We start from the raw sequence: 24,903 nt of genomic DNA, 5'->3' as shown, positions 1-24,903 counted from the left end.
TCTAATTCACCGCAACTTCTTCTGCAAATGAACTTGCTTGCACTTGATACATCTGCGCATATACCCCACCTAAACGTATCAATTCAGCATGCGATCCCTGCTCAATGATCCGGCCGTCCTCCATGACTAAAATCTGATCGGCTAGACGCGCTGACGAGATACGATGTGTAATGAAAATCCCTATCGTGTCTCTCATTAAATGCATGAACAATTGTAGTAAGTCTCGTTCAGCCAATGGATCCAAGAACGAGCTCGGCTCGTCTAGAATATATACATCCGCACTTCGCAAAATGGCTCTTGCAATTGCAATACGTTGCCACTGTCCGCCCGAAAGTTGATGTCCTTCATCGAACCATTTGCCAAGTTGTGTATCTAGACCGTTTGGCAAATTCGCAATCACTTGGTCAATAGCTGCAACTTTGGCTGCATCCATCAATCGCTCATCTTGCTCGAGTTCAGCCAATGAGCCGAAGCCAATATTATGGCGAGCCGACATTTCATAGTGAACAAAATCTTGAAACACAACCCCCATACGTTCTTGGACTTTTTGCAGATCGTAGTCGAGAACATTACGGCCATTGACTTGGATGGTACCACGATAATCCTTGTACAATTGCATTAACAGCTTCATGAGTGTGGACTTACCCGAACCATTCTTCCCTACAATAGCCACAGTCTGCCCCTTCTTGAATGTCACATCCACTTCTCGAATCGTATCCGAATCTTGTCCTGGATAAGCGAAAGATACCTGATTGAACGAAATCTGTGTAATCTGGACACTTGCATTTGCGTGACACGATAGCTCTGTTGCACTGGGCAACTGTTTCTGTCGATTAACAGGATCCGACGTAGGCAATTGCAAGAACAAGAGCAACTGCTCCATGTAAAGATTGTTCTGTGAGAACTGGACAAGCCCCTGAATAACCCCATTCATCTGGTTCTGCGTGAGCATAATCGCCTGGATATACCCATACAAACTCCCGATCATCATCACTCCTATAAATGTCTCGTGAATTGCAAGCCCAATTAACCAGAACAAAGCTACCATTTCTAACATATCGTACAGAAAAGTAACTCGAATTCGCTTCAGTAATATGCGACGATCCACAAGGAAGAAGCCATGCAACAAATCGCGGTATCGGTTTAACAAGTAAGAACCCAGTTGGAATATTTTCACTTCCTTAAATGTACTATCGTTTGTTAAGAGATACGTCATGTACCACGATTCTCGATACTTCGGAGTACGATCCAAGTAGATTTGGAACTGTTCTCGATTGATTTTGAAAATCGAATAGATAGAAAACGTTGATATTATGAAAATCACGAGCACCACCCACCATTTCCACAGAACAAGTAGGATAGCAGATGAAATAAGTGTAATGATTCCAGAAGTTATGCCAGCCATCTGGCTATACAATTGATAGGGGCGATAAGTAGATTCTTGTGAAACCCTTTTTAATTGATCATTAATCGAAGCATTCTCAAAATCGGCCAATCCCAACGTGGTTGATTTCTCACAGATCATGACATTCATCGAATTGGAAATGACCGCCTGAAGGTTCCCCTCCACATAACTTTGGGCGACGTCGATGAAATTCTTCAAAACATAGATGACGATGAACCAAACAAAATGAGAAAGTACCCTGTATTCCCCTTCTTTCCATCCCACGGAAACACTATTCAACAAATTCTGTGTAACCATTAATGTCATCACAGGCACAGCGCCTTGAATGATGTGTAGTATCATACTTGGAATCATATACTTCTTATTCATGCGGAAAATCAATCGGAAGAGTTGCAGCCCATGTCGAACCGTCTTCCAGAGTGAAGCTAATTCATGCTGACATCCCTTCCAAATAAAGTTCATTAGCTCTTCCTCCAATATTGCAACAAGCTATTAAGGGCATGACGAGCCATAATCATTACCTTACGTTCTTTATCTCGATCAACCCCAATCAAGCGGTTTAAGTACATATGAATCACACTGAACAGGATACTGTCTTTGTTGTTCATAAGAGTGCCCTGCCGCTCATGCTCAAGAAGTACTTGCTGATACCGCTTGACAGCCTCTTCCCTGTGCTGACCAATCTGATGAATCAGCTTACCTTCTTGATGCAATGGTGCTAATTCGGAGGAATCCCTCCCTAACAACTGCAGGAATAAACGTCGTTCATTACGGAAGTCATCCAGATATTCTTTTACATCGAAGCGCTCATTGAGGAGCTCGTAAACCTTCTGCTCGTTGTAACCAAACTGAGTCATGTATTGTATCACACCACACACCGCCACGACCTCCTGACTTAGCTGGATCTGCTTAAATCGAAGCAACCGAACCAAATTCGCTGTGACATCGCTGTCACAAGCAAACATACGTTCCGCTAACCGCATAAGCTCAGGTCCACCATATCGTTCGATCTCTGGTTCATACGTGTCCACAACAACCTTATTTATCATTCCATCTTGAAGTAACATAGTCGTCCATTCATGGAAGATTGGGATGAACGAAGATATGTCATTACCGCTTGGCATGTTGAACCGTACTCGAATATGACGAGTTGGGTCGGAGTAACGAATGAAATACGCTTGTTCAATTACACCTGCCTCACGGCATTTCTGAACAAAATCTCCCCACTGACGACCAATGAACTCATCTTGGCGACTGTCTATCCCATAGAACTTGGCATAGAACCACGATCCACCCGGCAACTGTACACGCTGCGATGCATCAACAACAGTCCGGCGAGAGATTTCTGTCTCCTTACTTACCGCCACTTCCGCTTGGGTCAGATCCATCTCTTCCGTGCGTCTAACGAGCGGGAAGACAAATTCCGCCGTCAAGGGCCCATCGCTCCGCTGGATCGGCATATCCTCGAACCCCCCTATATGCTCGATCAGCGTCACTTGACCTTTTGACTTCAAGTCTTTGCAGATCTCCTCCACATGCAGAGGATGCTCCATATCGAACAAGATACGATTATCGAATTGAGTCATATACACATACCGAGGTACTTTCCACTGCATACTAAATTCCCTAACCAGAAGCTCCAATTGCTCCTCGCTCTCGCGCTCAGATGTCTTGCCACTCAATTGTATACGCCATGTCGCTGGACTTAGCACGATGTTCCCATATCTTAAACGCGGAGTAAAGGGGGATTGATCCATTACTCCCCATTCTAATGTCGACCATTGTCGATACCCTTCCTGACTAACTTCCACCAGAAATCGGTACACATTCGGCGCACCCTGGTAGTTCAACATATGCCCAGCTGTCGGGATCACTTCGCAATTGTGCTTGCGTGACTTCAAATAAAATTTATCGTCTCGCACCCCAACCATCAAATCGGACACATGAATCTGTTGATCCTCTGGTACAGTGTGATTCGTGCCAATTCCGATTTCATAAGTGCGAAAATTTTCCGTGAGAACGACATTCGTCGATCTCGCTGCACTGGGTAAATACGAAATCTCTGCAAGCAGTTTACCTGGTGATAGGCGTTGCTCTTCCTCATGAATCTCATTGAACATGTTTTTAAACGAGACACCCATTAAATCAATAAATCGTCCGAACGTTTTCCCCGCGCCACTCGATCCAGGATTCGGTCCAAGTACCAACGTGTACTCTCCGCGATTGAGTGCTTCCCGATCCTGCACTACCATTAAAAAGTAGAGTTCCATTGACGGAGTAGGAATTAACTCACTGGTGGTTTTATCAGATTCATCCTCCAAGATCTGTTGAATCCTTTCGTTCGTGAGAACGATCTCTTGTTCACCCTGATGCATACACGAGACGAACCACTTGAAGAGTAATTGTTCACACTTCGTACTGAATGGCACACTCGGATTTTTTAACTGCCTATGAACGCTACTCGGATTTTGATAGGTGGCCGGTGGCCCTAGCCCAATCTCCTCATCCAGCAACTCCAAAATTGGTATCTCTCGATACGAGCCGTATTTCTCTATGAATTCATCGCAGTATTCCTCCAGGTGTCGGTACTTACGTGTAGAAATTCGACTAAACAATTGTGCAACTTTCTCAACATCCTCACGAACCTGATAGGGCAAGGTCACGGATCGATCTTCCAAGGACAAGTCAACCTGTACCGTCGTCTTCACCTCAGCCAAAGCATTCATCATCTGTCGCAACTGAAGTAATTGCTCTTCGCCCTGCCCAATTGATCGGTTATTGTACGAGCGAATATTCCGACGAATTTCATTGAGAGCAACCTTCCATTCATCTATACCCTCTACCCCATCCAACACAGACAGGATATGATCGAAGGGCTCTATACTCGTCGTCGGAGGTCGCAATTCCGAAATTAAAAATTCTTGTTCAAAAAGCTGCCAAATGTAGTGATGAATCGTATCTAATTCTGCCTCCATGAAAGCACTCTTAATCCGGGATACGAGTTCTAGGTACGGAATTGGATTTATACTAGCTTCCATCACCAGATCGAATACTGCAGAGGCTCGTACAGATACGCTATCACTTTCTCCGACGCCGAGGTCACCATATCTAGCTACATAAGGAATTTTTGCTCGTTCGCCTTGCCGGTAGATAAGAGAGTTGCGCTGAATACGAAGCTGAACTACAACTTCACGTTGCTTCTCGATTTTATCAACAATCTTTAACAACCATTCCATATCTGGTCGCACGCGTTTGCGATACGTTGCGATGCCTTCTATGTTCATCTGCGACTGTTCGGCGAATTGCCCATAAGTCACACCGGAAAACAGGCCAAATGGTGTGGGACGCGTCATCATGCGGAGCAGATAGCGCATAAAACCTTTGATAGCCTGCGCTTTCTTTCGTGCATTCTGGTCATTGCCAAGATGAGAAAGTGACTCAAGCAAGCTCGGGCTCGCTACCGCAATCGCTTCGCGAATAATCGAGTCATTGGATAATTCGACAAGTTTGTTTAGCGAAAAACGCTTAAGCTCTTCTTGGTCTTTCCAATCGGAAGGAAAACACTGTATAAACAAATTGAACGGCAAAACAGGCGTGCGAACCATAAAAAAATCCAGTGCGCGATATATATTGGGTTCTTTTGTCATTTTTCCTCCTAGTTTTAGCGGACTGAAAATAAGAGATTTAGGGAGTAGTTATAGAGTCTAAATACTTGCAGACCTCTTTACATTCGACACATACCCGTAATCTTTTATAATCCTAAATTTTGAAAGCACGTAACAGCGGGAATCAAATAGAAGGATGATCAATGTTACCTATAATAAAATGGGTAAATACCCAAAAATGTCTGAGCTCGAGCAACGCATACGGCGAAACTTTTTGGATTCGCGTCGCCTTTACGGTAGCCGATAAAATCAAGGAAGCGCTAGAGCAGCAAGGCGTTTATGTGACGGGAAAAACCGTTGAGGACGCATCATGAAAGAACTGGGCTTGAAATCGCGAAACATCAAGAAGTATAAAGCAACTACGAACTCTAAGCGTAACTTCCCCGTACATGAAAACATGCTGGACCGCGCGACGAAGTTCTCCACCATTCAGATCGTGGTAGTCAATATGCCTTCCTGGAATACCAAGCACGATTGCAGAAATACGGGATGAAAAGCAACATGAGCAGCTAAGGCAATTGCTACGATCATGCGTGTACAAGCCATGAAGAGCATATTCGAGTAATTACCTGCTTCTATAATGGCAAACGAATTCATTCTGCCATCCGGTACTTAACGCCCAGCCAATGTGAACATGTGTACCGTCCCACGGTGTAATCTTCTCAATTTTATGTGTCCAATCTATTCATCCACCTTTACTACACCCTAAAACAAACAGCGGATTATCTTTTTTCTGTCTTCCTTTCGTGGGGGCTTCTTCTTTTCATTTAATGGTCTCATATGCATGCTTTTACATTCCTCTCTTACTCCAAATCCAGAAACTGATGGTTGGACATATCACAATAATCCCGGTTAAATACACCCAGAAGATCATACTTCCTTGTCCGCAAAGTACTCTCAAAATACTGACAAACGGATCATGCAGAAAACGAAGTTCAGAGACGATGACATAACTGCCAAGCAACCCTAAAATAGTGCATGCATACACAATTGAAACTCGTGTGATAAGGATAGAAAAAACACTGCATATCACAAGCACCGCAATGCTAGTCAGCACAAGAAGGAAATCGTATTGGATCGTCAGCCACAATACATCGGCATATCCAATCGATTCTGGCACTAAGTACACCTCTGTCGATTGCGGATGAGAAAAGAACAACCATCCACACGCTAGCGAGACCAGCGTTGTTCCAAAGATAAGCGTGACAATCAAAACGATCTGTGTAAGTAATTTAACTAGCCAGTGCTGATAGCGATCGAACGAACGTAACATATATATGCGATACGCTCCCGAATGTATCTCATCAGCAAGCGACTCTACAAATAAGCCTGGCAACACAAACAATTGCAACAAGAACGACATATCCTTCATAATAAATATGGGCAGATTTAGTGCATCAACCGAAAACCACCGGCTTAGGTCAATTTGAATACCGCCTGTTAGACGTAAAAATCCAATATCGATCAATAGAGCGAGCAGATAAGCACATCCAAACGTTCGAATCCGCTTCCCCTTCCATATCCGTTCCAGTTCACTGATCCACAAGCCAGTGCTCACACGCCAACACTCCTAATTTAAATAATCTGCTCTCGTAAATTTTCTACGAGCAGCTACAATACATACGAAAAAGTAAATAACTAAACCCACTGCTATTGAAATTTGTGCATATTCATCGCCCGACAATGCCTTTTCGACACCAACAATCTGCATACCTGGAATCAACCCTGCATAAATCAAGGCAAGCAAGAATGCATTTTCCGTTATTAAAGGACTTCCCGGATCGAAAATACTTGTAGCAAACATTGATATAATGATATAGATCGTCGCAATACCAATTGTACGAGCCGCAGTCCTACAGTACATAGCAATCCAAATAAACAAACCGCCCCCCCCGATCAATGTAGCGAAATCAAGTGCATATTGTTTCAAAGTATAGAATAGTATTGCAGCATCTGTGGAAGGAATCCTATTCCCTGATATCATTACCTCTGGGGGAGATGGAAGTTTCATTACGCCAAAGATCGTAAACGATACGCCTAAAATGGCCATCATTAATAGGATGAATAAATTCATTATCATCCATTTGCTAACAAAGATTTGACCCCGAGAATAGCTTCTTAAAAAAAACATTCGCAATTTACCACCCTGAAACTCTTCTGTGTATAAGAGACCAGCCAACAGCGCAACCATTAAGTTCCCAAATAAATATATACTTTCTTTCATCCCTCTCGATGCCGACATGCTCGCAGCTACATAGAATGGGCTATCAGGTAAATGCCGCTGATCAACCCACATAAAATATGTTATCAATGCATAAGCAAATGGAATGCAAGAAACTAACATGAACCATGTCCATTTCTGGTGGATCAACTTCTCGAATTCAATCCTGATTAACACTTTCATGACAACATCAACTCCAAGAATGCGTCTTCTAGCCTCTGACCATCCACAATCAAATCATTCACATTACCCGTCCATATGACCACCCCTGCTCGAATAACAATAAGTTGATCACACATGAGTTGCAGCTCATCTAGAAGGTGGCTGGATACGAAGAATGATAAACCTCGTGATTCCCTCAGTTGGAGGATCAGATTACGAAGCTCCCGCATACCTAGCGGATCAAGTCCATTGGATGGCTCATCCAAAAGCAGCAGGTCGGGGGACCCTAACATAGCTTGCGCAATACCTAATCGTTGCTTCATCCCTAACGAATAAGTCTTCACTTTATCATCTGCTCGGGACTGCAATTCCACACTCTGGAGTAACTGATCGATGTGCTTTTCTCGATCTGCAGAGCGAATTTCAGAGTGCAATCGAGATAAATTTCGAAGCACCTGCCTTCCGGTCATATACTCAAAAAAGATGGGGGATTCTATAATCGCCCCTACATTAGCTAGTGCCTGTTTTCTCTGTTTTTGCACATCATATGTCCCAATGCGAATCGCTCCGCTTGTTGGCTGGATAAGCCCTGTCATTAATCGCATTAATGTTGTTTTTCCTGCTCCATTAGGGCCTATAAATCCGTAGATCATACCTTTTTCCAATTTAAAGGACGTCTCTTGAATAAGAGTCTTATTACCTATTCGCTTCGTCACACGATCCACTTCCAGAATCAGCTTGGTCATCAGTTCACACCTCTGTATGCTATATTGATTTCTCTCTTAATTTCACCACAAAAAAGTGCAGACCTCTGTCTTGCATTAGCCCACACGACTAACAACTAGACAGAAGCCTGCAGAACGTTAACATTACTGACTACATATGTTCATACTTGGTTTTTATTAACAATATTTCGACGTTGTTTTACCACAAGGCACAGTTCCGCATTCACTAGATCCACAATTAGACCCAGTGAGACATCCTCCAGTGCAAGCAAACCAACTGGTAACTTGAGGCTCGATTTTGCCAACATTTTTGCTTACTTGTACATCAAGATCAAATTGATTATTAGCCATAATAACTACCTCCTAAGATTTTCATTGTCTCTTGGTATTTCACCAAACTAGACAAATTCCCAATTAGAGAAGCAGTGATAGCAATCTATACCGGCGCCAATACAGATAGCGCGATCCAACTCCTCTATTACAAATTATATTATAGATTTCATTTTTTTTACTAGGGTGACATTTTTCTCCCCCCCTATCGCATAACTTAATTGTTGTCAAACAATCCTCGCCGTCTTGCTACTTTAACTGCGTCTTTGCAACTACCTACATCTAGCTTTGTGAGTATATGTTTCACATGTGTTTTTATTGTTTCCTGTTCAACATGCAGAACTTCGCTTATTTTTGATTTAGAGTACCCTTCGTGCAAATACGCGATTACTTGTCGCTCGGTCCGCGTAAGGGAGCATTTAAGCTCTTCCAATCTTAGTTTGCGGAACTCATCGCGCAGCACCCTAGCAGCGTCGGGGTGAATTGCTACGCGATTATGATACGCATCGCGAATAGCCGCAGCAATATCCGTATAGTTCTTCTTCTTAATATAATTGACAGCTCCAACGCTGAAGGAGTCTGCAATTACTTCCAAATTATCTTCTGAAGATAAAATAATAATGCTAACATGTTTTCTCATCAAAATCTCTCTCACTGCATCCAACCCATCGTACTGGGAAGAGGTCAGTGTTACATCCATCACGATAACATCAACTTTATACTGTTCTGCAAAATGAATGGCTTCCTTCTCCGTTGCTGTACCTGCGATATATTTCATATCTGGCTGCTGCTTCACATATTTGCAGATTAAATCACGCCATACCGAATCAGTCTCCACATGTAATACACCGATATCCCCCATAATTTGCAATAGCCACGCAGTATTCCCAAATCTCATACCTAAAGGTATATTTTTTAGCGCAGCAAGTACCTCCTGTTCATTTTGTGATTTTTGGTACTAGACAACGTTTTCTTAAACGTATGGGCCTCCTTGAAATGCAACAATCAACAGCACCAGAGATGTTACCCATAAAAATACGTTCATCTACTAGAGGCGGTATCAGCTACGCTGGAACTACCTCATATTGCAGCGATATATTCAACATAATCATGTAGTTCATTTATATCTTCTGATAAAAGCCTAAATGTGTAAGTATTACCTTCCGCCCATTGTTGAAACAAACCAATCCAGTGTAGGGTATCCTCATCAGTCTCTAAGACCCAATCTAAATCAGCGTAGTTATATGTATATTGTAGAGCTTGTTGATAATCGCCTTGGGCTTCACAGACACTAGCACACAATAGATCAGCATAGGTGATGTACACAAACATGGGACAACTTAGCTTCTTGGCAGAATCATCACGCCCTCGACTTTCTTGTTGATGTTTCATCAAATATTGGATTTCGGCTTTGATTGTCTCCAATCTGAATCGAGAAAATACGGTACTGACAGACTGCTAAGCGCTCGGAGTGCTGGTATTTTTCCACTTCTGCCACATTCTAATAGAGCATCCGTGCAGCAGCATATTGTCGCTGTGAAATAATGTTTCTGCAATTTGATATAGTCTGGGAAAGTACATAAGTCCAATCATTCGACGGATCGCTTCCAGCTTGCTCAGCTCCGTACAACGATATAACAATGGTTCAATTCGTCTCATGTTTTGGGAGAGGTCAATGATGTAGTTTTCTATGTATAGATCGTAAAAGTGACCTTCCGGTAAACCTATAGCCACAGTGATTCGATCAAGCTGCTGCACGGAAACAGAACGATGCTGAATAATTCAATACTAAGTGTTCTTTGATGGACAACTGAATATTCACAAATTGAGCCAGTGTCACATCATTTTGTTTTAGATAATAATCAAACTTTGCCGAAACTGTAGGTGTATTGTACAAAAATAACCACCCCTTATCAGGAACATATAGAAAATCAACTCATGAAACGAGAACTACTGCAATCAGATGAATCGGATAGGTCTTTCCGCAATTTATCATACCATTTTTTAGAATAAAATCATATACATATCAAAATTTACTCACTATACCTATTTAGATACTTTGCAAACGTTTCGATCTATAATATTACTGATTGGAAAACGCCCCTGTGCTATTAGACCGTAACCAGGCATGACCGATGCTTATCCGAATTTGCAACAGAAATGCTTGGTTTACATCAAAACGCCCAAACTATGCTTATCTGAAGAGCTTTTTCCAGCACCTTCGTGCAGAGTTGGAAGTCGAGGTGCCCAAAGCAGCAAAGAAGCTCCCCTAAGTACCCACAGAAGAGGAGCTAAAGCGATCTTATGATGTTGTCTGGCAGACGAAGAATTTTCAAGGCATGATGATCGTTAAGAGAATTCTGTACACGGCCGTTCGGTCAGTGAACTGATTAATATCAAGTTAGTCGATGTTGATTTCCGTTACTGTCAGACCGCATTAATAGTGGCAAGGGGAAGAAGGATCGTATTGTACCATTCCCTTATTCGTTCAAGGAAATGTTGACCGTGCATGCTGATTCCAAAAAGAAGAAATACACCGATTGGGGAGTCTGCAAAATCCTAACCAAATCTTCGGAAGCTGCCAGCATGACTCAAAATCTGTCTCCACAAAAGCTGCGACATTTTCTCTTAACCTGGCTATAAAAGTAAGGCACTGATGATGAACTCATCCAACCGGATTCAGATCATGAAAGCCGTAAGTCATTAGAAGTCTATTAAACTGCAATCACTAATGATCAGGAGGAATACAATGAGGTAATTAATAGATTTCCCATTTGATAATATCTACTTTGCGGATGGTGTCAACTTCGCTGGTAATCTCCTAAATTATAAGAACCGTATAATCCCACCTGTTTCTTAAATACAGGTGGGTTCTACAACTACGGTTGTCTCCACACTCCAATATGATGAGAGACCAAATATATTACTGATTTACTGAATAAAACAATCACTTCTTCCCTTATCATATGTTAATTTGCTGCTTACCTCTTCTTGAAATTCAGTATCCGTCAATAATTTGTAAAAAAACAAATCAAGCTTCTGCTTGAGCCAAATATGATCCACCCCAGATTCATCTTGAATAAACATGGCTATTTGAAATTCATTTCCTTCTCGATCTGTGCAATATAAAGCCTCTGTTAAAACAGAAATGGTAGATCCACCTTTATTTCCAAACTCTATTAGCTTGGAGTTATCCACTTGTCGCTGAACTAACAGTTTTAAATATGGATTTATAGAAGAAGGAACTAGCTCCTCCTTGTGTATAAGCTTCATTATATGAGCATATTCCTTAGTTGTAGAACGAGGAAGCCTTCGCGATTCTAGAACTTGAAGCCTTCGTGCATAATTCTGCTTGGTGTTCCATTTCTGAATACATCCTATTCTCTCATCGCTATTTAATATTTGGTGTATTTCGATGGATTTTTTCATGTATTCCTCGTAGGTCATTTCACTTATTTTTTGTATTGATTCTTTAAAGCACATTTTTTCTGTTTCTTGTATATAGGAGGACATTAAACCCGCAGATGAAAAGGGAAAGATTTTATCATGTGAGGAAAGCGAGAGTTTTATTATATTATCATTTATCTCACTTAATCCCATTCTCGCTATCAAAAATTCTGTATTGCATTGGAACTATACGCTAACATACCGCTAGCAATTTCAAATAACGTAATTTTCCCTTGAACCTCTTTAGGTTTGACTTAATCCATTTAATCCAGTTATTATGAGCGTTACCATCCGAACCAGGAATATAAAATTTATTTAGTTCCTCTAAAGCCACAAGTTCATGTTCGTCTAATAATTTTGCCGCTACTTGGCGAGCAAACTCAATAGCAATGATCACTTTTGCAGTGCTGGCAAGCGGCATTTTAATTTCTGAATTGTAGCTGATTTTCACCATACCATTTTTGATCATGTATAAAGAAGCTTTACTCGGATTTTCTATTAAAAAGTTAAGAACATCCATTTCTGTTTTCTGATTATTCTGGTGCTTCGCAATTAAAAAAAATATGATAAATATGAAAACAAATATTAAAATCATAGCTACTATAAATACAATGATTATCATATTTTGCTCCTTAATGGAGACGCTTAGGATAAGTTTCACATAAGTCGTCTCAGTTCCCCCAAGAATTACTGTTCTTTTAGAAGCAATAAAATCATACACTTAATCGCCTATACGGTTTCCTCAATGAGGCAATATCATAGATATTATGCAAACGGTTTAAGACTTTTATTTATTATAGCAAAATGGTGGTGATAAAACGTTTAGACTACTAGAGAATAGTGCATTTTTTATAGGTGCTGGAGGTAGGTTTTCAAATGCAAAAACACGCCCCCAAGTGGCGTGTTTTAATATGACGAGTCTCTTCAATTCAATTCCCCTAAACCCTTACTTCCAAATCTCGTCCGCAATCTCTTTAATGAATGCAAGCTTTTTCCACTGCTGCTCTTCTGTCAGAATATTGCCTTCTTCTGTGGAAGCAAAACCGCATTGTGGGCTGAGGCAGATATGGTTGATGTCTACGAATTGAGTTGCTTCCTTAATACGGTTGATGACCGTCTGCTTGTCTTCCAGCTCACCCGTTTTGGAGGAAACGAGGCCTAATACAACCTGCTTTTCATCTTTCAGATGCTTAAGCGGGGTGAAATCACCTGCACGGTCGGTATCGAATTCGAGATAGTAGCCGTCGATGTTGTCGATGCCAAACAGGGTTTCGGCTACAGGCTCATAACCGCCAGAAGATGCCCAAGTGGAATGGTAGTTACCACGGCATACGTGGGTTGTAACGACCAAATCGGCTGGAAGATCCTTTACCGTTTCCTGATTCACGCGAGCGAACAGCTTTTTGGTATCTTCCACATTTTCACCCGCATGCTGTCTGGCTTCCCAGTAGTTTTTATCACAGAGCATACCCCATGTGCAATCATCCAGTTGCAAGCTACGGCAGCCTTCATTATACAGCGCTTGGATCACAGATTTGTAGGCTTTGGCGATGTCTGTCACCAGTTCATCCAGATTGCTGTAATACGTATCGGTTGTTTCTTTATTTTCTCCACGCAACAGCTCAGCCAGGAACTGCGCAGGTGCAGGAATGGTTTGGCGGGCGATTGTTTCCTCTCCTGCGACTTGTTTCAAAAATTTGAAATCTTCAATGAAAGGATGATAGGAATGTCCGATTTTACCAGACAAGCGTGCGGTTTCCGCCCTTGTTTCCACACCTTGGAATTGGTAGCCATTTGCAAGCTGTACCTTTTCCACGCCGTCCAGTCCCCACATAAAATCAAGATGCCACCAAGAGCGTCTAAATTCTCCGTCCGTTACGGCTTGAAGACCTACGGATTTTTGCTTTTCTACCAGCTTGATAATTTCTTCATCTTCAATCTTTCTCAGCTCATCCGCAGAGATTTCATTATTTTGAAATTGAATTCTAGCGTCTTTAATCGCTTGCGGGCGCAAAAAGCTGCCGACCATATCATGTCTAAACGGGGTCACTTTACGTTGGGATGCATTGTCAAGGATGCTGCTCATTAGGGTTATCTCCTTTTTCGCTTCTATAGTGAAGTTGTTGTAAGAAAGATAACATACATTTTCAGCTATAAGGTAACTCCAATAAACTATAGCTAGTTATAGCCTAAGGCTATATCAAACTTATTGTTCTCCGATCGCCTCATGTAGGGCTTCTACATAGACCGTAGCCAGCTTGGAGAGCGCGACGTTTTTATGACAAATCCAGCCCACATTAATAGACTCATCACATTCCAGAGGGACGGAAATAATTTCGTTACCGTTCAGGTCCGCACTGATCACCCCAGTAGAAATGGTATAGCCGTTCAAGCCAATAAGCAGATTAAAAAGGGTTGCCCGATCATTGACACGAATGCTTTTGGGATGCGACAACGTGCTTAGAATTTCCTCGGAAAAGTGAAAAGAATTGTATTCCCCTTGTTCAAAGGACAGATATGGATAAGGATAAAGCTGGTCGATGGTCACGATAGACTGCCGGGATAGCGGATTATTTGCACTGATAAAAATATGCGGCTTGGCCGTAAACAGGCTGTTGAATTGCAAATTTGCATCTTTTAGCAGCTTGTTGATGACCTTGGCATTAAATTCGTTCAGATACAGGATTCCGATCTCACTACGTAGACTTTTGACGTCCTGTATGATTTCATGGGTTTTGGTCTCCCGCAAAGCCAGCTCATATTCATCCTGTCCATATTGATTCACCAGATTTACGAATGCATTTACGGCAAAAGCATAATGCTGGGTGGACACAGCAAAATGCTGTGGTGAGGGCTTGGCATCCAGGTAGCGACTTTCCAGCAGTTCCGCCTGTTCAACGACCTGACGCGCATAACCGAGGAATTCCACGCCTTCCTTGGATAAAGAGATACCTTTATTGGTACGCTCAAAAATGGTAATATGAATTTCTTCCTCCAGATCGCGAATCGCGTTGGACAGACTGGGCTGGGAAATGAATAACCGCTTCGCCGCCTCATTCATAGAGCCACGATTGGCAACCTCGATGACATATTTTAATTGTTGTAGGGTCAATGCATGATGTCCTTTCCGCTTGTGTTTCTTCTATTATATAATACATGATCACCCTCCTGGAAAAGGGAATAGAAACACCCCCAATGTTGTCTCCATATCTTACAACATGGTTGCATTCTCTTGAAGGTGTCTTGATTTCTGTCACGTTAAGGAGTCAATCCCGTCTCTAGTGCCCGGCGTTTTTTAGGATCATGCTTATCGCTCTTTATCTTTGCAAAATACATCTTTGGCCACCTGAATTGCAGAGGCTGCCCGCGGCCATCCTACGTAAAAAGCTAGCTGGGTAATGACCTCAACCAGTTCTTCTTCCGAAATCCCGTTTTCCTTGGCTAGTTTCAGATGATAAGGAAGTTGATTCACATGCTCACCCGCTACCAGAGCGGCAACTGTAATGAGGCTCCGTTCTCTGAGAGATAGCTCACTTCTCTTCCATACATCGCCAAAAAGAACATCCTCCGTATAGCTTACAAAAGCAGGTGCAAAATCACCGATCGATTCCCGAACACTCGATTTGATTAATTTATGCTTCATAAGATCATTTGGGCAAGTCCGTTGCCAAAGGACCAATCCTCTAATTCAGTCTCTATCAGTGTCACAAATACATCCTCCGGTCTAACTTTACATTCAATAGAGATGAGATCGGCTAACCTTTGATAAAAACTCTTTTTTTGTTCGGTAGTTCTACCCGATCCCATCGTAATTTGGATGTACAGCAGCTTGCCTGTTCTGGGTACATTCAAATAGTCGGGACTATAATAAAACTCGCTCGCCCTATGGGCATGAAAAACCTGAAAGTAATCCTTGGGCGGGACCTGAAAATGTTCGATTAAAGCATTCATGATACAGCGGCTAATGCCAGGCAGCTCTTGCTCTGTGTATTGCTGCTCCATGTAGCTTACTTTTACAAAGGGCATATTCATTCTCTCCTATCCGTTGGGATAAGATGATTGTACTCCCCTTATCTTTATCTGTATAATTGAAAATAATCATAAATATATTCAATTTTACCGATAGGAATGAGTTCGCATGGATCTGAAAGAGTTAACTACGTTTCGTACTATTATTGAAGAAGGAACCTTCTCCAAGGCTGCCGCCAAATTAAACTACGCACAATCTACAGTCACGAACCAAATCCAAAGGCTGGAGAAAGAGCTGGGATTTCAGCTTTTTAAAAGAGGCTGGGATGCAGAATTAACCGCCTCAGGAAAAATATATGCCGAAGAGGTTGACGGACTTATTCAGCATTGGAATTTTGTAATAGACCAAGCGAAATCACTGAAAAAAGAAGAGATTGGCACGCTCCATATCGGCGTGATTGAAACTGTGGCTACTACCGCACTGCCTTTGATTCTACGACAATTTCGGGAGCATAAACCGAATATTACGTGCCATTTTACAGTGGGGAACACGGATACGCTCTCAAAAGCTTTGGTGGACGGCACACTCGATTTTGCAATTTCCGGAGAACCTCACTCGGTTCCATCCTTACATTTCGAACCTTTATATCACGAACAAATTGCTTTTATCGTGTCCCGCAGTCATCCCTTCGCGGCAAAAAATGGGCTTCAGCTCGAAGATCTGTATGAGTACCCGCTTATCGTTGGAGGTAAGAACTGCCTGTACCATATACGGCTGGAGAAAGAGCTTTCCCGCTTCCGGTCGATGCCATTTTTTTATACCGTCAGTCAAATCTCGTCTATTCCCTCATTCGTAAGTACGATCCCTTCGGTTGGAGTGGTTCTGTCGTCAATGCCTTTGCCGGAGGAACTGGTCACCATCCCTCTCCAGTTATCAGACCCGAATATCCCCATTGGACTGTTACAAAACAATCAGCAACCCCAATATCTGACTTCGGCCAGAAGGCTGTTTATGGAGTTGGTTAAGGAGCTTTGTAGGTTATAGCAATGCCATAACCACTAATAAGCTTATATGGGCAGAGGCGACGCCTTACCATAAAGAAAAAGCCGCTAAACACTCAGAAACCTGTGTTTAGCGGCTTTACTATTTGAAAGGCCAAGGAGATGTTTTCCTCTTTTTTTTTGATACTCTGGTGATGCTATGGTGATGCTCGTTATTTCGCTTCGACTGGTTTTTTCCACAGTCCCAAAATGAGCGCAGAAATCACGGCCCCAATCGCCACTGCAAGCAAGAATAGCAAAGCATGATTGGCAAGAGCTGCTACAAAAATCCCGCCATGTGGAGCTGGAAGATTGATTTTCCAGAGTTGCGTCAGACCACCAGCGATCGCTGAACCTACAATACAAGAGGTCAGGACACGCAGAGGATCAGCAGCCGCGAATGGAATGGCACCTTCCGTAATGAAAGACAATCCGAGTACATAGTTTGTCAAGCCAGACTTGCGTTCTTGCTCGGTAAACTTATTTTTGAAGAACGTCGAAGCCAGTGCAATCGCCAGTGGTGGTACCATACCGCCAGCCATAACAGCTGCCATCATAGCCCCGTTTGTGTTACCGCTGGAAGTAAAGACACCGATCGAAAATGCGTAAGCTGCTTTGTTGAAAGGTCCACCCATATCGATCGACATCATTCCGCCCAGAATCAGACCCAAAATAACTGCATTACCTGTTCCCAAATTGTTCAAAACATTGACAAGCCACGTATTAATACCACCGAAAATCGGATCAAACAGGTAGAACATAATAGCGCCTGAAATTAGGAGTCCAAATACAGGGTATAACAAGATCGGTTTTAAACCATCCAGAGCTTTCGGCAGACCCGCCAGAGCTTTACGCAGGAAGATAACTACATAACCGGCCATGAAACCAGCTGCCAGACCGCCGAGGAAGCCTGCATTGGAGTTTACAGCCATCAAACCACCGACCATACCTGGCATCAGTGCCGGACGGTCTCCAATACTCATTGCGATAAATCCGGCCAGTATTGGAATCAGGAAGTGGAATGCACCTGTTCCTCCGCCAATCGTTTGCAGCAGTTGGAAAAATACATTATCTTCTCCTGCCACTTGTTCAATCAAGAAGGAAATCGCTAACAAAATCCCCCCACCGACAACGAATGGCAACATATGAGAAATCCCGTTCATTAAATCCTTATAAATTTTACTGCCCACGCTGGTCTTCTCGGCTTTCGAGTCTTCAGCGCTGCCTTTGCCTTCACTACGGTAAATTGGCGCATCACCGTTCAGCGCTTTGCGAATCAATTCTTCAGATTTACGGATACCGTCACTTACCGGTCTTTGCAATACAGGTTTACCGTCAAATCTGGCCATTTCAACCTTCTTGTCAGCTGCAACAATGACACCTTTGGCACGGCGAATTTCATCCGCTGTCAGCACGTTTTGTGCGCCTTCCGAGCCGTTCGTTTCTACCCGGATATTGACACCCATCTCTTTCGCTTTCTTAATGAGAGCGTCTTCAGCCATAAACGTGTGCGCAATCCCAGTAGGACAAGCGGTCACCGCAACCACAAACTCGTCAGAATCTGGGTTGCCAACGATTACCTCCGGTGTTTGCTGTGCTTTGGCTGCCTCTTTCTTGGCCTCTTTGGCTTTCTTGGCAGCTTCTTCTTCAGCCTGTTTGGTATCAAATAGCTCTGTTACTTCATCTGGTGTTTGCGTGTTCATCAGTTTATCGATGAAATCGGTATCAATGAGCAACCGCGAAAGAGCAGCCAGTGTGCGAAGATGCGTATTCGCTGCTCCCTCTGGAGCTGCAATCATAAAGAATACTTTCGCTGGCTCGCCGTCCAACGATTCGAATTCTACGCCTTTACTGCTTTTGGCAAATACAACGGTCGCTTCATTCACAGCTTTGGTCTTGGCATGCGGCATCGCAATACCGCCGCCGATTCCAGTGCTGGATTCGGCTTCGCGTTTGTAAATCATTTCTTTGAACAAGGCCCGGTCATTAATACGCCCGCTTGCTTCGAGACTGGCGATGAGTTCCTCAATCGCCCCATCCTTTGTCGTTGCCTGCAGGTCCATGATCATCGTTTCTTTAATCATCAGGTCTGTTATTCTCATTGTTCACACTCTCCTAAGTTCGGTCAGCGTGTATACACACGCATAATAAGCTCATGATGCAGCCGGATTACCGTTTTGAAATTGTGACTTGCGGCCGTAATTGTTCAATTTTCTCTCTCGTAGCCAGATCATCGGAGAACGCAGTTGCGCTTCCGGAAGCCACTCCCGCGCGGAAGGCTTCGATCGGATCGCCATGAAGAGCCAGCGTACCTACAAATCCAGCAATCATAGAGTCACCTGCGCCTACAGAATTTTTCACCGTTCCTGCTGGTACATTTGCGTGATACACTTCATCAGCTGTAATGAACAAAGCTCCTTCTCCTGCCATGGAAATGAGTACATTTTTTGCACCTGCTTCCAGCAGTTTACGACCGTAAGTGACGATCTCCTCCTCTGAATGAATAGTTACGCCAAACAACTCAGCCAGCTCATGATGATTGGGCTTAATGAGCAACGGCTTATGAACCAAAGCCTTCATCAGCGCTTCACCTGTAGTGTCGATGACGAATTCAGCCCCGGTGTCCTGACACACGCGAATCAATCGTTCGTAGAAGTCTCCTCCAAGGGATGGCGGGATACTTCCCGACAGGACGACAATGTCATTCTTTTGGAGACTTGCCAGCTTGTGTACCAATGCATCGGCCTCTTGCTCACGAATCGCAGGTCCCAAACCGTTAATTTCTGTTTCATCACCATGCTTAAGCTTAATGTTGATCCGTGTATCATCTTCGATCATTACAAAATCAGTTTTAATGGATTCTTCCCGCAATGTATCGTCGATAAACCTGCCTGTGAAACCTCCGAGAAAACCAATCGCCGTGCTGTCTGCTCCCAGTTGGTTCAATATACGTGATACGTTAATTCCCTTGCCTCCTGGCAGTTTTAGATCACGTTTCATCCGGTTCAAATCACCGAGCTTCAAATCGTCGACTTCCACGATATAATCAATGGAAGGGTTCAGTGTTACTGTATATATCATTGTTATCCCTCGATTATCTTAGTTTTCTGAGCTATAGTTCGGCGTGAACGTTCTGGCACCGATTCAGTAATAAGGACAGCTTCCTTGAGATCGAATAGTTTGGCGAACGTGACTTCTCCAATTTTGCTGGAGTCGGCCAATACATATGTTTTGCCGGACAGCTGATGGGCACGCCGCTTGATCAGCGCCTCTTCTGGATCAGGAGTCGTATACCCCATCTCCACATCTACCCCGTTCGTTCCCAGAAAGCACTTGTCGAATCGAAAATTGTCCAGATTCTGTAGGGCAATACTCCCGATTACGGCTTTGGTATGAATTTTCATCATCCCTCCCAGTAGATAGCTTCTAATTCGTTTGCTTACCAGTGCTTCTACGTGGGAGAGACCGTTTGTCACGACCGTCACGTCTTTAGCCTCAATGTAAGGAATCATCGCCATCGTTGTTGTTCCCGCATCCAGATAGATACATTCACCATCTAAAATTTCTTTAGCTGCCATACGGGCGACTGCGTTTTTTTGTTGAACGTTTTTGAACGTTTTTTCTTCCATGCCGGGTTCCTGACTTTTCTGATTCAGCAAGGTTGCCCCTCCATGAATCCGCTTTAACAACTGACGGCCTTCAAGATCTATCAAATCACGCCGAATTGTTGACTCAGAAGCTCCCAAGAGATCAGCCAATTCCTGCAACTTTACAACACCACGCTCTTGTAAGCGCTGTATTATTAACTTGTATCTTTCTTCCGTCAGCATCTTCATTCCCCCAACTGTTCTTATCGTACCACAAACCTAGCAAAAAACAATCATTTTTCTTCAAAAAGATTCAAAAAAATTCATTCCAACTTCATTTTTTTACAAAATGGTGAATTCCTGCTCTAATCAGCATGATTGCGTTTACATTTCAAAGAAATTTCATCTGCTTTTATGTAAATTCATTCTTCTTACATGGAAATTCAGCAGTAAACATTCAAAAACGTTCTGACACTTCAATCAGCACTATTTTACCATTCTACGTGCCATTCGTCCCAGCCTTATTCAGTTAGAAAAGAGCTAAACACCAGGACTTCTTCCTCAGTGTTTAGCTCTTTGGACGCTTAACGTCCCTGACACTCAGTCCTTAACGATTCCAATAACGAAACCATCATATCCCTTGCTCCCCACGGTCTGAATGGCTGTAGCTGTAATTCTCGATTCCTCAGCCAGCAAATCATAAAACTTTCTTACGCCCTGCACACGAGGATCTGTGCTGTAAGCTTGAATGATCTCCCCTTCACGGACAACATTGTCCCCGATAATAACGGTGCCAGAACGTGAAAAACGAAGTGCCCACTCCAGATATAATGGATTATTGGGTTTATCCGCATCAATAAAAATGAGATCAAAAGGTGCAACGCCCTCCTCCTTCATTTGTGTCAACTGCTCCAATGCGTCTCCCTCTCGAAGTTCCACCATTCTATCCAACTGAGCCAACGATATATTCGACCGAGCGATTTTAGCATGAACCGGATGGGCTTCCAGCGTAACTATTTTTCCATCTGTCGGCAACGCCCTACCCAGCCAGATTGTACTGTAGCCTCCCAAGGTACCAATCTCCAACACACGTCGTGCGCCTTGCATTTGAGCTAAGATATTTAATAGCTTTCCCTGATTAGGCGACACATCATGCGGAGGTAATCCTGCCTGTTGGTTAGTAACCAATACCTTTTCCAAGACAGCATCATGCGGAATAAGACGCTTCGAGATATACTGATCTACTTGTTCCCACGTATTCGTTGAATGCATTTGCTCACTCTCCTTTGGCTTTAACTTACAATTTGATTGTAAATGAATTACTATTATAAAAATAATATATGTTTTTGCTCTATTCATAATTTAAATATATGAGTTGTCAGAAAGGAGTCCGGCCTTGAACCTGCATGCATTACGCTTATTTCACGTGGTCGCCTCTACAGGGAGTGTGACACGTGCCTCTGAGCTATTAAATATTAGCCAACCTGCGATAACAGCCCAGATTAAAAAATTCGAAAGAGAAATATCCCTCACTCTGCTCATGCCGCTGGGAAGAGGCATTGCTTTGACCGATGCTGGTGAAAAGCTTGCTGTTCTCGCCAAACGGCTTTTTGCTGTCGAGCAGCAAATCGAACAATTTTCGCAGGATTATCGTGACGGAGCCCATGGTCATATTCGGCTGGCTGCTACTTATTTACCGGCTCATTTCCTCATTCCGGCCTGGATCGCAAAATTCAAACAGCAATATGAACATGTTGAAATGACGATTCATACCACGAACTCCAATGATGCCTTGCAGCAGCTATTGAATATCGAAGTAGATTTGGCGATCTATGGAGGACTGCCTGAGCAGTACTCCGATACGATTCAGACCGAAGAATTATTTCGTGATGAGCTATGGTTTGTAGTAGCGCCGGATCATCGGTATGCGAATCAGCAGGTTTCATTATTGGAAATGATGCAGGAGCCCTTTGTTATGCGTGAGAAGGGAAGCTCGACACGAGAGAGATTGTTTTCCTTATGTCGAACCTACAATGCCCCTGCCCCCAAAGTCACACTTAACTTCACAGGGCTGCATGAGGCGATTACCGCAGTGATTGCCGGTTATGGTGCAAACTTTGTGTCCTCACTGGTCGTGCGTGAATATGTAGAACGCGGTGAGCTATGTCGGGTATATGTGGAGGATGTCCAGCTTCTCAATTCAATCGCTATTTGTACTCGCAAAAATGAGCCACTGTCAGCGGCTACCCAGAATTTCATCCAGCTTATTCGCGATCATTCTTAATAAGCATGGGATACCTGTGTACACTTGCGCCTTCTTTTAATAACAAGAGCCATGACTGCGTGCATACCGCATTCATGGCTCACCTTGTTATGATAAATATTCACCCTCAATCATCTTCTCCAGATAATCTTCCGGCTGCGCAAAGAACTCAGCAAAGCTGCATACATCCGCATATTCCTGATGCTCCTCATCGTAATAGCCCAGACACTTGTACTTGGGGTTCCACACCAAAAGGATATCCGAATAGTTATCTACTTCTAGAGACAAACGCAACAGCTTTTGCCGACCTACCTTCATCTCAACCGTATCAATGAAAGAGAAGAACTCAACAAATTGGATGCCTAAATCATTTTCTGGCAGGTCTACACGGAGCTGATCCCCCATTAGAAAGGCTGTAAGATCCTTCGGAAGCTTGTAGCTTTTTAAGGCATGTCGTTTATTCTCCAGATTATGAAACGCTGGCGGTTCCACAGACTTTAGATATTCGGCCATTTCCACGTTCTTATTGCTAACAGCAATCGTATATGCCCGATCTCCACCTTTTTCTGCCAGTGTCACGTCAGCCCCATGCTCTACCAGGTACTTAACCATCGCAAAATCATTATTTCGTGCTGCTACAGTTAAAGGAGTCGCTTTATAGGGATACACCATATCAGAGGCATTGTAATTAATATCTGCACCATGCTCCAACAGTAGTGCTACAGTGTTCAGGTCATGGTTACTAACTGCGTTGCGCAGCGTTGCTCCCCCATGCTGCTTTATATCGAGGCCAAGTTCGTGAATCAGCGGGATATTCTTTTTATTGCCATAATAGGCTTGCTCATAAGCACCGGATTTGACTTTATTTTTTCCGTCCAGCTTGGCCCCATGGGCCACCACATAGCGGACAATTTCTTCTGAGCAGTACCGAACAGCTGTTAAAAATGCAGGGCGATCTTTTGCATTGAGTTGAACCCCTTTTTCCACCAAAAGCTTTAACACGTCCATTCGCTGTGAAATAAGCGCAAGGTCTAAGGGACTTATCCTTATATTTTTGCTGAGTTTAATTTCTTGTTCGATATCCCAGCCTTCGGTCAGTGCCTGGTGCAAAGCTGATATATTGCCTTCTACAATATACATTGCGATTTCTGGAAGAGCGTCAAATTTGCCAATATCTTTTAATTGGATCATCGTATTCCCTCACTATTCTATGTATCTATTATTTATATATTTTATACCATTGCTGCCTTTACAAAAACCCGCCTGATTCCCCATAATTCATCTAATCACCTACTGCAACTAAATAAGTAATAGAGGTTAAAATGCCTTACAGAAGCTATAATTGTATTATGATTCTGCGTACTCCATGCACCGAAGAGGAGAATATATGAATAGCATTCAATACTTATCCCAATTTAATTTGCTACATAGTCTCTCACCAGAAGATTTAATTGAAATGGATCAAATGACCTCCATTACGACTATACCAAAAAATACATTTATTCAAACCCCGGATACCTTCTCCATGGGACTTTATTTTGTGAAAAGGGGAAAGGTACGTCTCTACAAGCTGAATGCCGATGGGAAGCAGTTCACTTTAGATATTCTCAATGAGGGAAATGTATTCGGTGAAATGGACATGATTTCGCTGGGGACACGGGACTTGTATATAGAAACGGTTGAAGAATGCGATATCTGCTTGATGGACACAGACCGATTTGAGCATTTTTTAATCCAGCATCCCCGGTTTATGATGAACATGATCCAGGTATTAAGTGACAGAATCTCAGGAATGAGCAGCTTAGCCCAGCATCTGGCTTTGGGGAATTTACAGGATAAAATTGTGTATGTTCTGCTGAAATTGTCCGATCAGTTCGTCCTCCAAAGCCATGATGAATATTACAAAATCAATTTTCCTCTCTCCCATCAAGAAATTGCCAATCTGGTCGGGGCCACCCGTGAAGCCGTAACAGCTGCTCTTCAGGAATTAGTCAAAGAAAAAGTCATTAGAACCGGCTTTAAAACCATTTATATCCATCGTGAAAAACTATTGTCTGATGCTAGAAATGTATGGGACCTATAAAGCAA

Annotated in this window: 22 protein-coding genes and 1 pseudogene; 4 read left to right on the top strand and 19 right to left on the bottom strand. The window is 43.0% G+C overall.

The window, feature by feature from the left end; translation table 11 throughout:
• Nucleotide 1: 1 nt before the first annotated feature.
• Nucleotides 2-1,867, bottom strand: coding sequence for an ABC transporter ATP-binding protein (locus FKV70_RS10635; protein WP_142612815.1), 1,866 nt, complete (start codon nucleotides 1,865-1,867; stop codon nucleotides 2-4).
• The gene (locus FKV70_RS10630) at nucleotides 1,867-5,052 is read right to left on the bottom strand and encodes a lantibiotic dehydratase (RefSeq protein ID WP_142612814.1); all 3,186 of its coding nucleotides are present in this window, start codon (nucleotides 5,050-5,052) and stop codon (nucleotides 1,867-1,869) included. Before FKV70_RS10630 ends, FKV70_RS10635 begins: the two co-directional genes overlap by 1 nt.
• Before the next feature lie 161 nt (nucleotides 5,053-5,213).
• Between FKV70_RS10630 and FKV70_RS25885 the strand changes: the two genes are divergently transcribed.
• Nucleotides 5,214-5,384, top strand: coding sequence for a hypothetical protein (locus tag FKV70_RS25885; protein WP_162305666.1), 171 nt, complete (start codon nucleotides 5,214-5,216; stop codon nucleotides 5,382-5,384).
• A gap of 476 nt (nucleotides 5,385-5,860) precedes the next feature.
• Here the strand turns inward: FKV70_RS25885 and FKV70_RS10625 are convergent, their stop codons facing one another.
• The 12 genes and pseudogenes from FKV70_RS10625 to FKV70_RS10570 form a co-directional block, all read right to left on the bottom strand.
• Nucleotides 5,861-6,628 (bottom strand): hypothetical protein, encoded by a 768-nt coding sequence (locus FKV70_RS10625; RefSeq protein ID WP_142612813.1) that lies wholly within the window; start codon nucleotides 6,626-6,628, stop codon nucleotides 5,861-5,863.
• 12 nt (nucleotides 6,629-6,640) lie between these two features.
• Entirely contained in the window at nucleotides 6,641-7,474 is an 834-nt protein-coding gene (locus FKV70_RS10620) for an ABC transporter permease (protein ID WP_058712046.1), read from the bottom strand.
• The gene (locus FKV70_RS10615) at nucleotides 7,471-8,199 is read right to left on the bottom strand and encodes an ABC transporter ATP-binding protein (RefSeq protein ID WP_058712047.1); all 729 of its coding nucleotides are present in this window, start codon (nucleotides 8,197-8,199) and stop codon (nucleotides 7,471-7,473) included. The genes FKV70_RS10620 and FKV70_RS10615 overlap by 4 nt, the downstream gene beginning before the upstream one ends.
• A 156-nt stretch (nucleotides 8,200-8,355) precedes the next feature.
• Entirely contained in the window at nucleotides 8,356-8,529 is a 174-nt protein-coding gene (locus tag FKV70_RS10610) for a gallidermin/nisin family lantibiotic (RefSeq protein WP_142612812.1), read from the bottom strand.
• Nucleotides 8,530-8,725: 196 nt separating this feature from the next.
• A complete protein-coding gene (locus FKV70_RS10605; protein WP_244310727.1) occupies nucleotides 8,726-9,370 on the bottom strand; it encodes a response regulator transcription factor in 645 nt (214 codons plus the stop codon).
• A 224-nt stretch (nucleotides 9,371-9,594) separates the two neighbouring features.
• Nucleotides 9,595-10,405 (bottom strand): annotated as a pseudogene (locus FKV70_RS26560) (transcriptional regulator); the annotation flags it as partial.
• Nucleotides 10,406-11,439: 1,034 nt separating this feature from the next.
• Entirely contained in the window at nucleotides 11,440-11,937 is a 498-nt protein-coding gene (locus FKV70_RS26555; protein ID WP_244310713.1) for a hypothetical protein, read from the bottom strand.
• Between the two features lie 211 nt (nucleotides 11,938-12,148).
• Nucleotides 12,149-12,577, bottom strand: coding sequence for a serine hydrolase (locus FKV70_RS26550; protein WP_244310712.1), 429 nt, complete (start codon nucleotides 12,575-12,577; stop codon nucleotides 12,149-12,151).
• A gap of 324 nt (nucleotides 12,578-12,901) precedes the next feature.
• The gene (locus tag FKV70_RS10585) at nucleotides 12,902-14,041 is read right to left on the bottom strand and encodes a 5-methyltetrahydropteroyltriglutamate--homocysteine S-methyltransferase (RefSeq protein WP_142612810.1); all 1,140 of its coding nucleotides are present in this window, start codon (nucleotides 14,039-14,041) and stop codon (nucleotides 12,902-12,904) included.
• 120 nt (nucleotides 14,042-14,161) lie between these two features.
• Complete coding sequence (locus tag FKV70_RS10580) at nucleotides 14,162-15,067, bottom strand: LysR family transcriptional regulator (RefSeq protein ID WP_142612809.1); 906 nt, start codon at nucleotides 15,065-15,067, stop codon at nucleotides 14,162-14,164.
• 195 nt (nucleotides 15,068-15,262) lie between these two features.
• The gene (locus FKV70_RS10575; RefSeq protein ID WP_142612808.1) at nucleotides 15,263-15,598 is read right to left on the bottom strand and encodes a carboxymuconolactone decarboxylase family protein; all 336 of its coding nucleotides are present in this window, start codon (nucleotides 15,596-15,598) and stop codon (nucleotides 15,263-15,265) included.
• Nucleotides 15,595-15,981 carry a tautomerase family protein gene (locus FKV70_RS10570; RefSeq protein ID WP_142612807.1) on the bottom strand — a complete coding sequence of 129 codons (387 nt, stop codon included), beginning with the start codon at nucleotides 15,979-15,981 and terminating at the stop codon, nucleotides 15,595-15,597. The genes FKV70_RS10575 and FKV70_RS10570 overlap by 4 nt, the downstream gene beginning before the upstream one ends.
• Nucleotides 15,982-16,093: 112 nt before the next feature.
• Between FKV70_RS10570 and FKV70_RS10565 the strand changes: the two genes are divergently transcribed.
• Nucleotides 16,094-16,969 carry a LysR family transcriptional regulator gene (locus FKV70_RS10565; RefSeq protein WP_142612806.1) on the top strand — a complete coding sequence of 292 codons (876 nt, stop codon included), beginning with the start codon at nucleotides 16,094-16,096 and terminating at the stop codon, nucleotides 16,967-16,969.
• Between the two features lie 169 nt (nucleotides 16,970-17,138).
• On the opposite strand, the gene FKV70_RS10560 is transcribed toward FKV70_RS10565, so the two are convergent.
• From FKV70_RS10560 to FKV70_RS10545, 4 genes are all read right to left on the bottom strand, one after another.
• Entirely contained in the window at nucleotides 17,139-19,067 is a 1,929-nt protein-coding gene (locus tag FKV70_RS10560) for a PTS fructose transporter subunit IIABC (protein WP_064796208.1), read from the bottom strand.
• A gap of 67 nt (nucleotides 19,068-19,134) precedes the next feature.
• Complete coding sequence (pfkB, locus tag FKV70_RS10555) at nucleotides 19,135-20,046, bottom strand: 1-phosphofructokinase (protein ID WP_142612805.1); 912 nt, start codon at nucleotides 20,044-20,046, stop codon at nucleotides 19,135-19,137.
• A gap of 2 nt (nucleotides 20,047-20,048) precedes the next feature.
• On the bottom strand, nucleotides 20,049-20,795 hold the full coding sequence (locus FKV70_RS10550; RefSeq protein WP_142612804.1) for a DeoR/GlpR family DNA-binding transcription regulator: 747 nt from the start codon (nucleotides 20,793-20,795) through the stop codon (nucleotides 20,049-20,051).
• 357 nt (nucleotides 20,796-21,152) lie between these two features.
• Complete coding sequence (locus FKV70_RS10545; RefSeq protein ID WP_063213092.1) at nucleotides 21,153-21,824, bottom strand: O-methyltransferase; 672 nt, start codon at nucleotides 21,822-21,824, stop codon at nucleotides 21,153-21,155.
• Between the two features lie 124 nt (nucleotides 21,825-21,948).
• On the opposite strand from FKV70_RS10545, the gene FKV70_RS10540 reads away from it, so the two are divergent.
• Entirely contained in the window at nucleotides 21,949-22,836 is an 888-nt protein-coding gene (locus tag FKV70_RS10540) for a LysR family transcriptional regulator (protein ID WP_142612803.1), read from the top strand.
• 87 nt (nucleotides 22,837-22,923) lie between these two features.
• On the opposite strand, the gene FKV70_RS10535 is transcribed toward FKV70_RS10540, so the two are convergent.
• Nucleotides 22,924-24,006: an ankyrin repeat domain-containing protein gene (locus tag FKV70_RS10535; RefSeq protein ID WP_142612802.1), complete on the bottom strand. Its 1,083-nt coding sequence runs from the start codon at nucleotides 24,004-24,006 to the stop codon at nucleotides 22,924-22,926.
• A 196-nt stretch (nucleotides 24,007-24,202) separates the two neighbouring features.
• Here FKV70_RS10535 and FKV70_RS10530 point away from each other — a divergent pair, with 196 nt between their 5' ends.
• Complete coding sequence (locus FKV70_RS10530) at nucleotides 24,203-24,898, top strand: Crp/Fnr family transcriptional regulator (RefSeq protein ID WP_142612801.1); 696 nt, start codon at nucleotides 24,203-24,205, stop codon at nucleotides 24,896-24,898.
• Nucleotides 24,899-24,903 lie beyond the last annotated feature (5 nt).

The organism is Paenibacillus ottowii, from assembly GCF_006874425.1.
In the GTDB taxonomy this organism is placed as follows: Bacteria; Bacillota; Bacilli; order Paenibacillales; family Paenibacillaceae; genus Paenibacillus; species Paenibacillus ottowii.
This window is presented reverse-complemented; position numbering and strand designations above follow the sequence as displayed.

What these genes read in the sequence shown, in the direction of transcription:
- FKV70_RS10635 (WP_142612815.1), bottom strand. Translation starts at nt 1,867, where the DNA reads ATGAACTTTATTTGGAAGGGATGTCAGCATGAATTAGCTTCACTCTGG.
- FKV70_RS10630 (WP_142612814.1), bottom strand. Translation starts at nt 5,052, where the DNA reads ATGACAAAAGAACCCAATATATATCGCGCACTGGATTTTTTTATGGTT.
- FKV70_RS25885 (WP_162305666.1), top strand. Translation starts at nt 5,214, where the DNA reads ATGTTACCTATAATAAAATGGGTAAATACCCAAAAATGTCTGAGCTCG.
- FKV70_RS10620 (WP_058712046.1), bottom strand. Translation starts at nt 7,474, where the DNA reads ATGAAAGTGTTAATCAGGATTGAATTCGAGAAGTTGATCCACCAGAAA.
- FKV70_RS10615 (WP_058712047.1), bottom strand. Translation starts at nt 8,199, where the DNA reads ATGACCAAGCTGATTCTGGAAGTGGATCGTGTGACGAAGCGAATAGGT.
- FKV70_RS10610 (WP_142612812.1), bottom strand. Translation starts at nt 8,529, where the DNA reads ATGGCTAATAATCAATTTGATCTTGATGTACAAGTAAGCAAAAATGTT.
- FKV70_RS10605 (WP_244310727.1), bottom strand. Translation starts at nt 9,370, where the DNA reads ATGGGGGATATCGGTGTATTACATGTGGAGACTGATTCGGTATGGCGT.
- FKV70_RS26555 (WP_244310713.1), bottom strand. Translation starts at nt 11,937, where the DNA reads ATGAAAAAATCCATCGAAATACACCAAATATTAAATAGCGATGAGAGA.
- FKV70_RS26550 (WP_244310712.1), bottom strand. Translation starts at nt 12,577, where the DNA reads ATGATAATCATTGTATTTATAGTAGCTATGATTTTAATATTTGTTTTC.
- FKV70_RS10585 (WP_142612810.1), bottom strand. Translation starts at nt 14,041, where the DNA reads ATGAGCAGCATCCTTGACAATGCATCCCAACGTAAAGTGACCCCGTTT.
- FKV70_RS10575 (WP_142612808.1), bottom strand. Translation starts at nt 15,598, where the DNA reads ATGAAGCATAAATTAATCAAATCGAGTGTTCGGGAATCGATCGGTGAT.
- FKV70_RS10570 (WP_142612807.1), bottom strand. Translation starts at nt 15,981, where the DNA reads ATGCCCTTTGTAAAAGTAAGCTACATGGAGCAGCAATACACAGAGCAA.
- FKV70_RS10565 (WP_142612806.1), top strand. Translation starts at nt 16,094, where the DNA reads ATGGATCTGAAAGAGTTAACTACGTTTCGTACTATTATTGAAGAAGGA.
- FKV70_RS10560 (WP_064796208.1), bottom strand. Translation starts at nt 19,067, where the DNA reads ATGAGAATAACAGACCTGATGATTAAAGAAACGATGATCATGGACCTG.
- pfkB (WP_142612805.1), bottom strand. Translation starts at nt 20,046, where the DNA reads ATGATATATACAGTAACACTGAACCCTTCCATTGATTATATCGTGGAA.
- FKV70_RS10550 (WP_142612804.1), bottom strand. Translation starts at nt 20,795, where the DNA reads ATGCTGACGGAAGAAAGATACAAGTTAATAATACAGCGCTTACAAGAG.
- FKV70_RS10545 (WP_063213092.1), bottom strand. Translation starts at nt 21,824, where the DNA reads ATGCATTCAACGAATACGTGGGAACAAGTAGATCAGTATATCTCGAAG.
- FKV70_RS10535 (WP_142612802.1), bottom strand. Translation starts at nt 24,006, where the DNA reads ATGATCCAATTAAAAGATATTGGCAAATTTGACGCTCTTCCAGAAATC.
- FKV70_RS10530 (WP_142612801.1), top strand. Translation starts at nt 24,203, where the DNA reads ATGAATAGCATTCAATACTTATCCCAATTTAATTTGCTACATAGTCTC.